Source organism: Saccharothrix carnea (genome assembly GCF_003014735.1).
Classification (GTDB): domain Bacteria; phylum Actinomycetota; class Actinomycetes; order Mycobacteriales; family Pseudonocardiaceae; genus Actinosynnema; species Actinosynnema carneum.
The window spans coordinates 170,763-185,684 of sequence record NZ_PYAX01000014.1 but is presented as its reverse complement, the minus strand read 5'-3'; the positions used below and the strand labels follow the sequence as shown (position 1 = coordinate 185,684).

The following is a 14,922-nucleotide window of genomic DNA, read 5'->3' as shown; positions in this document are numbered from 1 at the left end:
GATCCACTCCGACCGGGACGCCGAGATCACCTGCACCCGATCATGATCCCCGATCCGTCCAGACGACCCGTCACCGAGTTACGTGACAGCCCTTAGGGGTGGTCGGCGCACAGGAGTAATCCGGGCTCGCGATCCGGCCCGCGTCACGCACCTCGCACACCACCACGCCGCCTCGACCGATGCGCGGGGTGTCCTGATCAAGGCATCGGGATGCGGCCCCAGACGACCTTGCCGGCGTCTTCGTGGCGCACACCCCAGTCGTTGCAGATCGTTTGGACTATCTTCATGCCGTTGCCGCGGTGGGGGCTGATGCTGGAAAACCCGACGACGGGGGTGCGGTCCGGGGTCGCGTCGTGGGCCTCGACGACGAGTTCGGGTCCGCGGTCGGGGTGGATCTCGCGGCGCAGCAGCAGGTACCGGGGGTCGTCGGCGTGGTCGCAGGCGTTGGAGGCCAGTTCCGTCGCCACCAGCTGCACGTCGTGGACGAAGTCGTCGTCGTGAGGGTGTAGCGCGTCACCGATGCGCCGGCGCACGGCGGCGAGGTTGTCGCACGGCAGGGAGACCTCGAACTCCGCCTGGTCGGCGACACGCCCCTCTTCGGCGTGGCCGTCGGCGCCGCGCTCGTCCTGCGTGACCGTCTTCGCCTCACGCGATCCGGTCGTGGTGTCGATGTCCGGGAAAGGCCGGCGTCGGGGGTGGTCAGGGTCGGCATGGGCGTCGGTCACGAGATCGGGTTGCCCCGAAGCTGATCGGCTCATGCACCGTTAAGCCATTCGGCTCAGGAAGATCAGGTGCACCCGGTCGTGGACCGGACAGATGCCGAACGTGCGTTGTCGGGCACAAGCGTCGGGCCCGCCGGTGGTGACCGGCGGGCCCGTGCGCTGCGGTGGTGTGTCAGCCGTGGGCGCGGTGACCCCGGCTGGTGGCGAAGTGGTAGACGGCGAGCACGACGACCGAGCCGAGGATGGCGAGCAGCCAGGTGCTCAGGTCGAAGAAGCTGCCGATGTCCGAGCCGAAGATGGCTCGGCCGATGAAGCCGCCGATGATCGCGCCGACGATGCCGAGCAGCATGGTGACGATGATGCCGCCCGGGTCCTTGCCGGGCATGACGGCCTTGGCGATGGCGCCCGCGATGAGGCCCAGAACGATCCAACCCAGGATGCCCACAGTGCTTCCTTGTCCTCGTGCCACGCCGACTCCCGCGACGCGGCGTGATCGTTACGGGGACCGGTTGCCCACATCGCACGGACTTCACACCTGTCACGGTGATGCTGTGCTGGGTCGACCGCGTCGGCACCGGCGCACCCCCCCCGGACGTCGTACCGGATGCGTGGGCGTGCGCGGTGATGAAACGGTGGACTCCGCGAAGCACCTGCCGGTCGGGTGTGGTGAGGTCCGCGAATGCGTTCCACCACCGGCGAATCACGCTGAACGGCGCCGCGTTTGAGCCGGCCGCTCCCGTGGTACTGACCAGGACCATCGCTGTCCCGCTCCGGAAGGTGCTCATGCAGATCCAGGTCAATACCGACCACAACATCCACGGTGGCGAACGACTGGCCACCTATGTGACCACCGACCTGGAGAGCAGCCTGTCCAGGTTCAGCGGATGGTTGACCCGGGTGGAAGTGCACCTCAGTGAGGACGCGGGCGGCAAGCCGGAAGACAAGAAGTGCGTCATCGAGGCGCGGCCGGGGGGCAAACAGCCGGTCGCGGTCACCCACCACGCGACCACCGTGGACGACGCGTACGCCGGGGCGGCGCACAAGTTGGGAAGGGTGTTGGATTCCCGGTACACCCGCGCCCATGACCACAAGGGCAGCGACAGCATCCGACACATGCCCGCCCCGGAAGACCCGGAGCGGGTCGGCGTGATCGAGGACGACCCCCAGGGCTGATCAAGACCACCTGGGGCTGTGGGCCTCATCGGCCGAACCTCCGGTCGGACGGCATCACCGGGACGAAGGTCGGTCTTCCTGGCGGACGGAGTTGTCGGGCGGCACACCGTGCGGCTGTGTTCGCAAGTCACCCCACGGAGACGGCGGGTGTCAGCCCGTACGCCGCCGCGCCGGTTCCGGGACCGCGTGGTGCCGGCGGGCTCCCAGCCGGCGCGTGATCCGCGAACCAGCGCAGCGTGGCCTGACGCCACACCTGGGTGCCCACCGCGCCGGGCGCGGCGTCGAAGACGTGCTGACCATAGGGGACTTCGACCAGGTCGCAGGGGACGTCGCCGCGGTGAAGCCGGTCGTACAGCCGGCGGGTGCCGTCGGGCGGCACGATGTAGTCGGAGGTCCCCATGGTGAGAAGGGTCGGGGGCGCCTGAGGGGTGATGTGGTTCGCCGGCGTGGTGGCCGCGTACCGCTCGGGGTACTGATCAGGACTCCCTCCGACATACCGCTCGGCGAAGATCCTGGATGGTTCGTTGGCGTAGAGCTGCGCCATGTCGCTGACCGGGTAGAGGGCGCTGACTGCGGCGACCCGAGGTGGGGTGCCGCCGCAGCTGGAACGGAGCTGACCGGCGTTGCCCTTGTAGGCGGCCCGGAGCGCCAGGTTGCCGCCGGCGGAGTCGCCGACCAGCATCAACCGCGTGGTGTCGCCCCCGTACCGGCGTGCGTTGGCCCCGGTCCACGCCAACGCGCAGCCGATCTGCTGCTCGGTGACGTCCCACAGATGGCGCTGGTCGGTGGAGAGGGTGTAATCGGCGCTGATGACGAGGTACCCGTGCTCGGCGAACCAGCGCGCGTGCGCGGGCGGCGTGCCCTCCAGCCGGGAGCTCGAGATGAAGCCCCCGCCGTGCACCATGACGATGACCGGTGCGCCGGCTCCGTCGCCGTCGGCCTGCCGCCACACCGACAGCGACAGCGCTTGCCCCTCGAAGCGGAGGTAGTCGACGTTCTCGTCGGGTGAGGCGCTCCCGTGCGAGAGCTCCAGCAGCGCTCCCACGTCGAGGTCTGCCTTTTCGCGGTCGGCCATGGCCAACTGCCTCCCGCCGATCACGGTGACGCCCGCCAGCGACAGGACGGCCAGGAGGACCAGCGCACCTCGTGCCCAGGTCCGTCGTCGCCACCACAGCCACCCGACCGCCGCGACCAGGAGGAGGGAGGAGATGGCGAGGTGCGCCGAGAACGACGAGAGAGTGGCACCGACGACGTTCACCGGAGCTGGGAGGAAGGTGCTGACGACGACGAGGAACACGACGGCCACCACCAGCCCCAGCAGGAGGAAGAGCGCTCGCCGCACCCACACGGTCATGACACCGGTGCTCGTCCGCGTGTCGAGAGCCGCAGTCCGCGCGGGCGGGTCCGCCTGGTCGCCGGGATCTGCGGGCGAGGTCATGAAGGGCTCCTCACAGGCGTGGTGCGACGCAATGCGCGATCCCTGACTTTGTACCTGCGGTCGCACCGAGCCGCAGCACGACGTCGGTGCCGCCCGCGCTGTCGGCGCACAGCGGGGATCCGCAGGCGGCGTAGCTGTCCAGTGACAGCGGCGGCACCCGCGTCACCGGCCGGTGCGGCCGTGATGTGGTCGTTCCACACCGGGGCCGTTCAGAGCCGTCCGGAGCGGGCGACTTCGCCGTACCAGCGCGCGCTGGGCTTGATCGTGCGGGTGAAGGTCTCGCGGTCCACGGACACCAGGCCGAAGGTCGGGGTCCACGAACCCCACTCGTAGTTGTCCAGCAGCGACCAGTGCAGGTAACCCCGCACGTCGATGCCGTCTGCCATGGCGCGTGCCAGCCCGGTCAGGGCGGTGCGGGTGTACTCGACCCGCTCGGCGTCGTCGGCCGTCGCGATCCCGTTCTCGGTGACCAGGATCGGCACGGCGGTGCCGACCCGCCGTGCGGTGTGGCGGACGGCGCCTTCCAACGCCTCGGGGTAGAACTCCCAGCCGGTGAGCGTCTTGCGCGCGCTCTCCGGGTCCTGCGGGCCATCAAGTCCGATGACCACTCGGGTGTAGGCCTGCACGCCGATGAAGTCGTCGTCCTCGGCGACGTCGAGGAACTGGTCCTCGCGGGAGTGGGACCACTGCGCGGTCTGCTCTTCGGCGCCTGCCGCGGCCTGGAAGTTCTGGTTCGCCACCGTCCAACCGGAGCGCACTCCCGGCAGCCCGGCGAGCTCCTCGCGTGCGGCGCGGTGTGCGCCGATCAGCGCGTCGGCGACGTCCTGGTCCGGTGGGGGCATGGCGCCGGCCACGTTCTCGTGCCGCTCACCGCGCTTGAGCATGGCGCTGATCATCGCGAGCATGTTCGGTTCGTTGATGGTGCACACCCACTCGACGCCGTCGAGGATCGGCAGCAGCGACCGGACGTAGTCGCGGAACCGGGAGACACCGCCCTCCGCGGTCCACCCGCCCGCCGCGCGGAACCACGCCGGGGTGGTGAAGTGGTGCAGCGTCACCACGGGTGTCAGGCCGCGCTCGAAGCAGCCCTCGATCATCCGGCGGTAGTGGGCGAGTTGTGCCCGCGAGGTGCGGCCGGGCGTGGGTTCGACGCGCGCCCACTCGATGCTGAACCGGTAGGAGTTGAGGCCGAGGTCGCGGACGACGTCGAGGTCCTCGGGCCACCGGTGGTAGCTGTCGCAGGCGTCTCCGCTGCGCTCCGGCACGATCGGGTCCGGCGCGTTCTCGACGGCCCACAGGTCGCTGCTGGTGTTGTTGCCCTCGACCTGGTGCGCGGAGGTGGCGGCCCCCCACAGGAAGCCGTCGGGGAAGGTGGTCGTCATGGTGTCTCCTGGCTGCGGTCGCGAGGGTGTCACGGGCGTCGGTAGGTGCCGGCGGCGATGAGTTCCTCCTGGCGGGCCTGCGCTTGGGCGACCAGGTCGGCCACGGTCGCGGCGGTGACGCCGAGGCCGAAGGAGCGCAGCTTGTCGAGCGGGATGGACAGGAACATCCGCACCAGCTCGGGGGCGACCGACGACGCCCGACCGGCCAGGGACACCCGGCCGAGGAGCGCGGCGAGCACCTGCTGCCCCGCGGGGTCGGCCTGCCACTCGGCGATCGTGGACTGCGCTGTGAGCGGCGCCAGCACGCGGTCGCCGTCGCTGTGCACCGTGGCGCGCAGCCGTACGTCGCGCGAGGAGGCTCCCACGCGCACGGCGTAGTCACCGGGGAGCACGGTCCAGCGCTGCCCGCGCGCGTCCCACGTCTGCAGTTCGGCGGCGGTGAGCGGCAGCGTGACGGTGGCCGTCTCGCCGGGTCGCAGGTCTAGCGCGGCGAAGCCGCGCAGTTCCGCGCGGGGCCGGGTCGGCTGCTGTCCCTCGGCCGGGCCGACGTAGAGCTGAGCGACCTCCCGGCCGTCGCGGTCACCGGTGTTCGTCACCGAGAACGCGACCTCCCACGTGTTCTCGGCCTGTTCGACCACCCGCAGGTCGGAGTACTCGAACCGGGTGTAGGTCAGGCCGTGCCCGAACGGGAAGGCGACCGGCCGGTCCGCCGCGTCGAAGTGCCGGTACCCCACGTGGACGCTCTCCCCGTACACGGAGACCCCGTCGACGCCGGGGAAGGTGGGGTAGGAGGGGTGGTCCGCGAGCCGCAGGGGGATGGTCTCGGCGAGCTTGCCCGAGGGCGCGCGGTCGCCGAGGAGGAGGTCCGCGGTCGCCTCGCCGCCCGCCTGGCCGAGCAGCCAGCCCTCCAGGATCGCGTTGGCGTGGTGCTGCCACCGGGCCACCGACACGACGCCGCCGTTGGACAGCACCACGACCACGCGGGGCGCGACGGCGGCGACCTGTTCCAGCAGACCGACCTGGTCGGCGGGCAGGTCGATCGTCGTGCGGTCGAAGCCCTCGGACTCGGCGTGCTCGGGTAGTCCGAGGAAGACCACCGCGACCCGGGCGGCGCCGGCGGCCTCGACCGCGGCCCGTGCCAGCGCCTCGTCGCCGGAGCCGTCCACGGCGTACCCCGGCGCGAACCGGACGACGTCGGTGCCCAACCGCGCGGTGAGCGCGTCCAGGGCCGAGCTCACCCCGGTCGGCACGATGCGGGATGAACCTCCGCCCTGGAAGCGGGGTGTGCGGGCGAACTCGCCGATCACCGCGACCGAGGTCCGCGACGAGCGGTCCAGCGGCAGCACGCCGTCGTTGGCCAGCAGCACCGCCGATCGTGCGGCGGCCTCCCGGGCCAGGTCGGTGTTGCGGTCGCGGATCGCCGCCAGTTCCTGCTCGGAGACGGGCTCCTTCGCCCCGCCGAGCCTCGCTTCGAGGCGGCGCAGGCGCTCCACCACGGCGTCGAGCGCGGACTCGGCCAGCTCGCCCCGTTCGACGGCGGCCACGACCTCGTCGTCGGTGCCGGTCGGCGGCATCTCCAGGTCCAGGCCGGCGCGCAGGGCGGCGACCCGGTCGTCGACGGCGCCCCAGTCGGACACGACGACCCCGTCGAAGCCCCACTCCTCGCGCAGCACCCGGGTGAGCAGCCAGGGATCCTCGCTCGCGGGGACGCCGTTGATCCGGTTGTAGGCGCTCATCACCATGGCGGGGCGGGCGGTACGCACGACGTGCTCGAAAGCGCGGAGGTAGACCTCGTGCAGGGCCCGCTGGTCGACCTCGGCGGAGACCCGCATGCGGTCGGTCTCCTGGTTGTTCACCGCGAAGTGCTTGACGCACGCGCCGACACCACCGGCCTGGATGCCCTCGACGTAGGCGGCGGCGAGCCGACCGGTGAGGTGCGGGTCCTCGGAGAAGTACTCGAAGTTGCGCCCACCGAGCGGTGAGCGCTTGAGGTTCATCCCCGGACCGAGGAGCACGTCCACTTCCAGGGCGGCCGCCTCTTCGGCGAGTGCCTCGCCGACGCGGCGCACCAGCGCGGGGTCCCACGTGGACCCGAGCGCCACCGCGGGCGGGAAGCACGTGGCCGGCACGCTGTTGCCGATGCCGAGCGCGTCACCGCCCTCGCGCTGGCGGCGCACCCCGTGCGGCCCGTCGGCGAGCAGGAACGGGCGCACGACGCCCGGCGCTCCCGTCGAGTGCCAGGTGTCGCTGCCCGAGGTCAGCGACGCCTTCAGCTCGATCGGCAAGGTGCGGTCGATCTGGTCGGGCATGGGTGCGGTCTCCCTCGTGGATGGGTGGGTTGGCCGTCCGCAGCGCCCGAGTGCGCCGCAGCCGGTGCGCCTCAGGCCGAGTCGGTGCGCCAGCCGGTCGTGTCCACCCCGAGCAGGGCGAGGAAGTCGACCAGGCGGGCGCGCATGTCGATCGTCTCCGGGGCGAGCAGCCATTGCGTCTGCAGCCCGTCGAGGAGCGCGATGAGTTGCTGCGCCACCGTGTCGGGGTCGAGGGCGGACCGATCGCCGTGCCGGTCCACCAGTTCACCGAGGACCGTCGCGAAGTGCTCCCGCAGGATCTCGTAGCGGCGGCGGAAGTAGGTGTGGGCGGGGTGGTTGACGTCGCTGGCCTCATTGGAGAGCTTGGCGTACAACGCGACCAGCCCCGGCGTGCGGGCGTTGCGCTCGACGATGCGGACCGTCTGGTCGAGGTGGCCCCAGGCATCGAGGTGCTCGTCGAACAGGACGACGGCGTCGTCGGCGTCGCGTCGTTCGAGCACCTGCATGAGCAATTCGTCCTTGCCGCCCGGGAAGTGGTGCAGCAGGCCCGCGTGGGTGATCTCCGCCTGGGCGGCGATGTCCCGCTGGGACACGGCGAGGTAGCCGGATTTCGAGAACAGGTCCGCGGCAGCTTCGACGATCCGCTCCTTGGTGCGGTCGCCCTTGGTGTACCGGCGGGCGGGGGGAGGCGGGTCGTCGGCGACGTGGTCGAGGTCCGGGCTCGTCATCGTGTCTCCTCGTGGGTCGGGTCCCGGTCGGCGGCGCCGGTGATGCGAAAGCGTGCTGGACATCTTGCGTGGTGGTGTGCCTACCATGTCGCCCGGCAGAACTTACCACATGGTTAGTTATGCGGGATCGGTTTGCGGGCAAGGAAGCCCGGCTGCTCAGAACAGGAGTGACCCATGAGGATCCGCAGGTTCCCGACCGCCGGTTCGGCGGGTGTCGTGGTAGCCGCCCTCGTCTTGGCGGGGTGCACCGGAGCCGGGGGCGGGACGACCGGGCAGAGCGATCCGATCCTCGACATCGCCACGATGACCTTCCCCCAGAGCCTCGACCCGGTGACCGCGGTCGGCGGCGCACTGCCCTTCTTCCAGGCCACCTACGACTCCCTGCTCAAGCGCGAGGCCGACGGCGCCTACCGCCCGATGCTGGCCACCGAGTGGACCTGGGACGCGGGCCGGACGAAGCTGTCGCTGACGCTGCGCGGTGACGTCGAGTTCGACGACGGCACACAGTTCGACGGCACGGCGGTCAAGGCGAACCTGGAGCGCTTCAAAGCGAGCAGCGGGGCCAACGCCAAGTGGCTGTCCGGTTTGGAACAGGTGGAGGTGGTCGACGCGACCCACGTCGTGCTGCACCTGGGCGCGCCGGACCCGGCCTACCTCTACTACCTGTCCGACGCCGCCGGCCTCATCGCGAACCCCGCGGCGTTCGCCGATGCCGAGAAGCTGAAGACCGCGCCCGACGGCACGGGACCGTACGAACTGGACGCTTCCCAGACCACGGTCGGGACGAAGTGGGTCTACCGGCGCGCCGACGGCTACTGGGGCGAGCGCCTGCCGTTCGACGGCGTCACCATGACGGTGTTCGACAACGAGACGGCCATCGTCAACGGGCTGAAGACCGGCCAGATCGACACCGCCGTCGTCCAGGACGCCAACCAGCAGGCGGCCCTGGAAGGCGCCCCCGGGCTGACGACGACCCCGATCGACTTCGACTTCCAGGGCATCCTGCTGTTCGACCGCGCCGGTGTGGTCACAGCCGAACTCGCCGACGTGAAGGTGCGACAGGCGCTCAACCACGCGATCGACCGCAAGACGATGCTGGAGCAGATCCGCCGGGGCAAGGGCGTGGTCACCAGCCAGATCTTCGGCACCGACTCCCTCGGCTACGACGAAGCCCTCGACTCGCACTACGCCCACGACCCGGAGAAGGCCAAGCGGCTCCTGGCGGAGGCCGGCCACGCGGACGGCTTCGAGCTGAAGATGCCGCGCATGACCTCCATCGTCACCGAAGCCATCGCCTCCTCGCTCAAGTCCGACCTCGCCGATGTCGGGATCACCCTCACGTGGGTGGATGTCGACCAGGGCGACGCGCTGCGGCGTGTCTTCCAGAACCGCGAGTTCTCCGGTTTCGTGATGAACCTCGGGCAGCAGGCCAGCGACTGGTTGGTCGTCAAGGACCTCGTGCTGCCGGGCACGTTCAACCTCTTCGGCTACACCGACGAGACGGTGCGGGCGCTGGTGCCGAAGATCCAGACCTCCTCGACCGAGGAGGCGCGGGACGATCTGCGGGCCCTCAACCGGAACCTCGTGGAGAACGCCTGGTTCGTCCCGTTCTACCGGATGACCTACGCCCTCGTGACCGACAGCGGCGTCACGGCGGCGCCCCAGTCGGGCATGGCGGTGCCATCCCTCTACAACTACCGGCCGGCTGTCTGAGGCCGAGGGCGACCCGGGTCCCGCAGGAGGCCGTTCACCATGTCGAGATTCGCTGCCCGCCGCCTGGCCGCTGGCATCTTCCTCCTCTTCGTCGTCTCGTTCGTCTCGTTCGTGTTGTTGTCGATCCCGACTCTCGACGTGGCGCGGCAGCTGCTGGGGCAATCCGCGTCGCAGGAGGCCGTGGACGCCAAGAACGCCGAGCTGGGCCTCGACCAGCCGGTCCTCGCCCGTTACGCGCGGTGGCTGGGGGACGCGCTCACCGGTGACCTGGGGACGTCGTGGTTCACCAGCGAGGACGTGCTGACGGCCATCGGGCACCGGCTGCCGGTAACACTGAGCCTGATGCTCGGCGTCACGCTCGTCACCGCGCTGCTCGCCCTCCTCCTCGGGGTGTGGGCGGGCGTGCGTCGCGGGGCCGTCGACCGGCTCGTGCAGGTGCTCGGCGTCGTCGGGTACGCGTTGCCCGGCTTCCTGGTCACGCTCGTCATCGTGCTGGTCTTCGCCGTGCAGCTGCGGTGGTTCCCGGCGATCGGGTACATCCCGCTGACGACATCGGTCCCGGGGTGGCTGTCCACGGTCACCCTGCCGATCCTGTCGTTGTCCGTGGCGGCCGTGGCCGGCGTCTCGCAGCAGGTGCGAGGTTCGGTCATCGACGTGCTGCGCCAGGATTACGTCCGCACGCTGCGGGCACGGGGCCTGCCGCCCCGGCGGGTGCTGTTCCGCCACGTGCTGCGCAACGCCTCGGCGCCGGCGCTCACCGTGCTCGGCATGCAGTTCGTGGGCCTGCTCGGGGGCGCGGTGCTGGTCGAGCAGATCTTCGGGCTGCCGGGGATCGGCTCCATGACCGTCACCTACACCACGCGCGGCGACACCCCGATCATCATGGGCCTGGTCATGACCACGGTCGTCTGCGTCGTCGTGATCAACCTGGTCGTCGACCTGCTCGTCGGCTGGCTCAACCCGAAGGCGAGGGCCGCATGAGCGAGGCGCTCATGTCCGACGACCACCCGCGGGCCGGCGCGGCGGCGCCCCGCCGCGCCAACCGGGCCCGGCGGTTCCTGCGCAACCCGCAGGCCGTGATCTCCGCGCTGGTCCTCGTGCTGATCGGTGGCGCGGTGCTGCTGGCGCCGCTGCTGTCCACCGGCGATCCCGACGCGGCGGAGCTGAGCAAGGCGTTCGCCGCGGCGGAGCCGGGGCACCCGCTGGGGTTCGACTCCGCGGGGCGCGACGTGTGGTCCCGGCTGCTCCACGGTGGCCGCAACACCCTCGGAGGCGCGCTCATCGCCCTCGCGGTCGCGCTGTCCATCGGGGTGCCCGGCGGCCTGGTCGCGGGCTACTACGGCAAGTGGTTCGACGCGCTGGCGAACTGGGTGGGCAACTTCGTCATGGCCCTGCCCGCCATGGTCGTGCTGCTGGCGTCGCGGGCCATCCTCGGCCCGACCATGTGGGTGCTCATGGTCGTCCTCGGCGTGCTCGTCGCGCCGAGCTTCTTCCGGCTCGTGCGCGGCATCGTCGCCAACGTGCGCGGTGAGCTGTACGTCGACGCCGCGCGCGTGTCCGGGTTGCGCGACCGCCGGATCATCGCCCGGCACGTGCTGGTAGTGGTCCGGGCGCCGATCATCATCCAGACCGCCCTGGTCGCGGGCATCGCCATCAGCCTGCAGGCCGGGCTGGAGTTCCTGGGCATCGGCAGCGGTGACCTGCCGACCTGGGGCGCCATGCTCAACGAGGCGTTCCAGAACGTCCAGCGCAGCCCGATGTTCATGGCGTGGCCGGGCCTGGCGCTCGGCATCACCAGTGCAGCGCTCGTGCTACTGGCGAGCGCGCTCCGCGACGTCCTGGAGGACGGGGACGCCAAGCCCCCGAAGCTGCGGGCAGCCCGCCGTGCCCGCGTCGTCACCCCCGCCACGCCGGACGACGACAGGCCGCGGGCGTCGTTGCTGTCCGTGCGCGACCTCGCCGTGTCCTACGGCGCCGGCGCGTCGGCCGTCGACGTGGTGCACGGAGTGGACCTCGACGTCGCCGAGGGCGAGGTCGTCGGTCTGGTCGGCCAGTCCGGCTCCGGCAAGTCGCAGACGGCGTTCTCGGTGCTGGGCATCCTGCCCGAGGGCGGTCGTGTCTCGCGGGGGAGCATCCTCCTCGCCGGCACGGAAGTGGTCGGGCTCTCCGAGAAGGGGTATCGCGCGCTGAGGGGTGATGTGGTCGCCTACGTGCCGCAGGAGCCCATGACCAACCTCGACCCGGCCTTCACCATCGGCAGCCAGCTCGTGGAACCGATGCGGCTGCGGCTGCGGCTCTCACGCAAGGCCGCGGCCGAGCGTGCGCTGGAGTTGCTGCGCCAAGTGGAGATCGTCGACCCCAGACGGGTCTTCCACGCCTATCCGCACCAGATCTCCGGGGGCATGGCGCAACGGGTGCTCATCGCCGGGGCGATGAGCTGCGACCCCAGACTCCTGATCGCCGACGAGCCGACCACCGCCCTCGACGTCACCGTGCAGGCCGAGGTGCTGGAACTGCTCCGCCGCCTGCAAGCCGAGCGCGGCCTGGGCGTGCTGCTGGTGACGCACAACCTCGGTGTCGTCGCGGACCTCTGCGACCGCGTCGCGGTCATGAACGCCGGTCGCATCGTCGAAACCGGCAGCACCGAGCAGGTCCTCGCGCACCCGGGTCACCCGTACACCCGAACCCTGATCGACGCCGTGCTCGACGACGCGCCCGCCAGACCCGCCTGGGTCGCGCCCCGAACCGACGACGGCACGGAGGTCCCGGCATGAGCAGCGTGTCACCCGAGCCGCCGACCACCTCGGTGACGCCACCCGGACCGCGGGTGCTCGACGTCCGCGACCTGCAGGTGTCCTTCCCGGGCAAGGGGTGGCGCACTCCGCGCGTGGAGGTCCTGCACGGCGTGTCGCTCGACATCCGCCCCGGCGAGACCGTGGGTCTGGTGGGCGAATCCGGCTCCGGCAAGACGACGATCGGACGGGCCGTCCTCGGCCTCGCCCCGGTGCACGACGGGACGGTGGAGTTCCTCGGCGAGCGCATCGAGCACGTCACCAACCGACGGCGTCGCCGGCTCAGCCGCGACCTGCAGGTCATCTTCCAGGACCCGTTCGCCTCCCTGAACCCGTCCATCCCGGTCGGCGACACGCTCGCCGAACCGCTGCACGCGCAAGGCATCCCGGGGCAGGAGGCTCGGCGCAGGGTCCTGGAACTCCTCGACCGCGTCGCCCTCCCCGCCGACGCGGCCCAGCGGCTTCCCCGTGAGTTCTCCGGCGGGCAGCGCCAACGCATTGCCATCGCCCGGGCGCTCGCCATCGGCCCCAAGCTGATCGTGTGCGACGAACCGGTCTCCGCGCTCGACCTCACCACCCAGCGCACGGTCCTGGACCTCCTGCTGGAGATCCAGGAGCAGACAGGGGTCGCATACCTGTTCATCTCCCACGACCTGTCCGTGGTGCGCTACATGAGCCACCGGGTCAACGTCATCCACCGCGGTCACATCGTCGAGTCGGGGGACGCCGGACAGGTCACCACAGCGCCCCGGCACCCCTACACCCAGCGACTGCTGCTGTCCGCCCCCGTCGCCGACCCCGCGGTACAGCGGACCCGGCGAGCCGCGCTGGACCAGCGGCGGGCGGAGGAGAACGCATGACACCGGACCTCCCACTCGTGCCACTCCCGTCACACGTCGAGGCGACCGGGGCGACACCCGTCACGCTCGGGCACACGGGAACGGTCACCGTGGCCGTGCCGCGCGGCCTCGCCCAAGGCGTGACCGACTGGTTCGCGACCTGGGCACGACGGCTGCACGGTTTCGACGTCCGGGTGGTCCCACACGGGGAATCGCGAGCCGATGTCGTGGTCGTCGTGGACGATCCAGAGGCACTGGGACTGGCGCACCTGCCGGGACCGGAGGGGGTCGACCCCCGCGCGGCCCCCGCCGATGAGCGGTACCGGCTGACGGTCCGCCCCGAGGGCGTGCTCGTCGAGGCCGCAGGTGACGAAGCCGCCTTCCGCGGCCTCACCACCCTGCTCCAACTCGTCGACCCCGTCCTGACCGTCCCCGGCGTCACGATCGAGGACGGACCCGCCTACGCGTGGCGCGGCCTCTCGCTCGACGTCGCGCGCCACTTCTTCCCGCCCGAGGAGGTCTACCGCGTCGTCGACCTCCTCGCCTGGTACAAGCTCGACGTCCTGCACCTGCACCTCACCGACTCGCAGGCGTGGCGGGTGGAGGTCACCGGCCGTCCCCGGCTCACCGGCACCCACCCCACCGCGACCGCGGACTTCTACTCACGGGCGGACCTCGACCGGATCATCGCGTACGCGGCGGAGCGCTACGTCACGGTGGTCCCCGAGTTCGACGTGCCCGGCCACGTGATCGCGGCGTTCGCCGCCTACCCGGAACTCGCCGGCGGCACGGAACCGGCACACCCGTACGTGCGCTACCTCGACCCCGACGTCCCCGAGGCGGTCGCCTTCACCCGCGACGTGCTCCACGAACTCGTCGACCTGGCACCGGGACCGTTCGTGCACCTGGGGGCCGACGAGCCGTTCGGCATGCCGGTGCAGGCGTACCGACGGTTCGTCCGGGACGCGCACGCACTGCTCCGCTCCCGCGGCAAGCGCGTCGTCGCCTGGCAGGAAGCCTCCCGGGCGGACTGCCTGGACGGTGACGACGTGCTGCAGTACTGGATCGGCCCCGACAACCCCTTCGACGTGGAACAGCTGAAGGCGCGGGCCCCGGCCGCGCTGCACCCCGTGATCGACGACGCCGCCGGGCTGTTCGCCCTCGCTCCGCAAGACGTGCCGACCGCAGCCGCAGCAGGCGTTCCGGTACTGGTGTCCTCCAACACGATGCTGTACCTCGACCGCCCCTACGCGGACGTTGCGGCCGACGAGGGCGCTGAGCAGAGGAGGAGGCGCGTGGGACACGGGGACTACGTGGCGCGCAGCCCTGAGCAGGCGTTCGCCTGGCACCCGAGCACCCTGCCTGAACTCGCGGCTGCCGGCGCCCGGATCGCCGGCGTCGAGGCGGCGATCTGGTGCGAAACGGTCGACTCGTTCGACGACCTCGCGTTCCTGCTCCTCCCGCGCCTCGCGGGAGCGGCGGAGAAGGCCTGGACGCGGCAGGTTACGGACTGGCCTGACCACACTTCACGCCTCGCCCCACATGCCGGCGCGTGGAGCGCCCTGGGATTCCACGCCGCCTACCGCGCGGCCGTCGCGAACGCCCGCGCAGTGGAACAGGGCAGCCACGATCAAGCCGATGCCCTTGGTCGGTGGCATCACTGACGGCTGCGGCTGTGCACTCCGGACAGTCCTTGCACGGCGGCGTCCCAGCCCGCCGGAGCGGACCACCAACGCGATGAACACCAGCCCCAGTCGCCTGCGCCGCGCCCTGACCACCGCCACCGACCACCAGCGGATCGAGGCCTACCGGCGCGTCGTCGACAG

General features: G+C 71.1%; 12 protein-coding genes. 6 read left to right on the top strand and 6 right to left on the bottom strand.

What is annotated here, in order from left to right; translation table 11 throughout:
* Positions 1-197 precede the first annotated feature (197 nt).
* The gene (locus B0I31_RS32500; protein WP_106619214.1) at positions 198-725 is read right to left on the bottom strand and encodes an ATP-binding protein; all 528 of its coding nucleotides are present in this window, start codon (positions 723-725) and stop codon (positions 198-200) included.
* Positions 726-894: 169 nt separating this feature from the next.
* The gene (locus B0I31_RS32495) at positions 895-1,167 is read right to left on the bottom strand and encodes a GlsB/YeaQ/YmgE family stress response membrane protein (RefSeq protein ID WP_106619213.1); all 273 of its coding nucleotides are present in this window, start codon (positions 1,165-1,167) and stop codon (positions 895-897) included.
* 338 nt (positions 1,168-1,505) lie between these two features.
* On the opposite strand from B0I31_RS32495, the gene B0I31_RS32490 reads away from it, so the two are divergent.
* Entirely contained in the window at positions 1,506-1,895 is a 390-nt protein-coding gene (locus tag B0I31_RS32490) for an HPF/RaiA family ribosome-associated protein (protein ID WP_106619228.1), read from the top strand.
* A gap of 127 nt (positions 1,896-2,022) precedes the next feature.
* On the opposite strand, the gene B0I31_RS32485 is transcribed toward B0I31_RS32490, so the two are convergent.
* The 4 genes from B0I31_RS32485 to B0I31_RS32470 form a co-directional block, all read right to left on the bottom strand.
* Positions 2,023-3,333 carry an alpha/beta hydrolase gene (locus B0I31_RS32485; RefSeq protein ID WP_106619212.1) on the bottom strand — a complete coding sequence of 437 codons (1,311 nt, stop codon included), beginning with the start codon at positions 3,331-3,333 and terminating at the stop codon, positions 2,023-2,025.
* A 209-nt stretch (positions 3,334-3,542) separates the two neighbouring features.
* Positions 3,543-4,715 (bottom strand): glycoside hydrolase family 1 protein, encoded by a 1,173-nt coding sequence (locus B0I31_RS32480; RefSeq protein WP_106619211.1) that lies wholly within the window; start codon positions 4,713-4,715, stop codon positions 3,543-3,545.
* Positions 4,716-4,744: 29 nt separating this feature from the next.
* Positions 4,745-7,024, bottom strand: coding sequence for a glycoside hydrolase family 3 C-terminal domain-containing protein (locus B0I31_RS32475; RefSeq protein ID WP_106619210.1), 2,280 nt, complete (start codon positions 7,022-7,024; stop codon positions 4,745-4,747).
* A gap of 71 nt (positions 7,025-7,095) precedes the next feature.
* Complete coding sequence (locus B0I31_RS32470) at positions 7,096-7,752, bottom strand: TetR/AcrR family transcriptional regulator (protein WP_106619209.1); 657 nt, start codon at positions 7,750-7,752, stop codon at positions 7,096-7,098.
* Positions 7,753-7,926: 174 nt separating this feature from the next.
* On the opposite strand from B0I31_RS32470, the gene B0I31_RS32465 reads away from it, so the two are divergent.
* The 5 genes from B0I31_RS32465 to B0I31_RS32445 are packed head-to-tail and all read left to right on the top strand — an operon-like array spanning position 7,927 to position 14,760.
* The gene (locus B0I31_RS32465; protein WP_181320620.1) at positions 7,927-9,465 is read left to right on the top strand and encodes an ABC transporter substrate-binding protein; all 1,539 of its coding nucleotides are present in this window, start codon (positions 7,927-7,929) and stop codon (positions 9,463-9,465) included.
* Between the two features lie 39 nt (positions 9,466-9,504).
* Positions 9,505-10,446, top strand: a complete 942-nt coding sequence (locus B0I31_RS32460) for an ABC transporter permease (protein WP_106619208.1) — start codon at positions 9,505-9,507, stop codon at positions 10,444-10,446.
* Entirely contained in the window at positions 10,443-12,239 is a 1,797-nt protein-coding gene (locus tag B0I31_RS32455; protein ID WP_245950597.1) for a dipeptide/oligopeptide/nickel ABC transporter permease/ATP-binding protein, read from the top strand. Before B0I31_RS32460 ends, B0I31_RS32455 begins: the two co-directional genes overlap by 4 nt.
* Positions 12,236-13,117 (top strand): ABC transporter ATP-binding protein, encoded by an 882-nt coding sequence (locus tag B0I31_RS32450; protein ID WP_106619207.1) that lies wholly within the window; start codon positions 12,236-12,238, stop codon positions 13,115-13,117. Before B0I31_RS32455 ends, B0I31_RS32450 begins: the two co-directional genes overlap by 4 nt.
* The gene (locus tag B0I31_RS32445) at positions 13,114-14,760 is read left to right on the top strand and encodes a family 20 glycosylhydrolase (protein ID WP_106619206.1); all 1,647 of its coding nucleotides are present in this window, start codon (positions 13,114-13,116) and stop codon (positions 14,758-14,760) included. The genes B0I31_RS32450 and B0I31_RS32445 overlap by 4 nt, the downstream gene beginning before the upstream one ends.
* Positions 14,761-14,922: the final 162 nt, after the last annotated feature.

Bases quoted from the DNA above. Each gene is read 5' to 3' on its own strand.
- B0I31_RS32455 (WP_245950597.1), top strand. From the start codon at position 10,443: ATGAGCGAGGCGCTCATGTCCGACGACCACCCGCGGGCCGGCGCGGCG.
- B0I31_RS32485 (WP_106619212.1), bottom strand. From the start codon at position 3,333: ATGACCTCGCCCGCAGATCCCGGCGACCAGGCGGACCCGCCCGCGCGG.
- B0I31_RS32470 (WP_106619209.1), bottom strand. From the start codon at position 7,752: ATGACGAGCCCGGACCTCGACCACGTCGCCGACGACCCGCCTCCCCCC.
- B0I31_RS32490 (WP_106619228.1), top strand. From the start codon at position 1,506: ATGCAGATCCAGGTCAATACCGACCACAACATCCACGGTGGCGAACGA.
- B0I31_RS32450 (WP_106619207.1), top strand. From the start codon at position 12,236: ATGAGCAGCGTGTCACCCGAGCCGCCGACCACCTCGGTGACGCCACCC.
- B0I31_RS32480 (WP_106619211.1), bottom strand. From the start codon at position 4,715: ATGACGACCACCTTCCCCGACGGCTTCCTGTGGGGGGCCGCCACCTCC.
- B0I31_RS32445 (WP_106619206.1), top strand. From the start codon at position 13,114: ATGACACCGGACCTCCCACTCGTGCCACTCCCGTCACACGTCGAGGCG.
- B0I31_RS32465 (WP_181320620.1), top strand. From the start codon at position 7,927: ATGAGGATCCGCAGGTTCCCGACCGCCGGTTCGGCGGGTGTCGTGGTA.
- B0I31_RS32475 (WP_106619210.1), bottom strand. From the start codon at position 7,024: ATGCCCGACCAGATCGACCGCACCTTGCCGATCGAGCTGAAGGCGTCG.
- B0I31_RS32460 (WP_106619208.1), top strand. From the start codon at position 9,505: ATGTCGAGATTCGCTGCCCGCCGCCTGGCCGCTGGCATCTTCCTCCTC.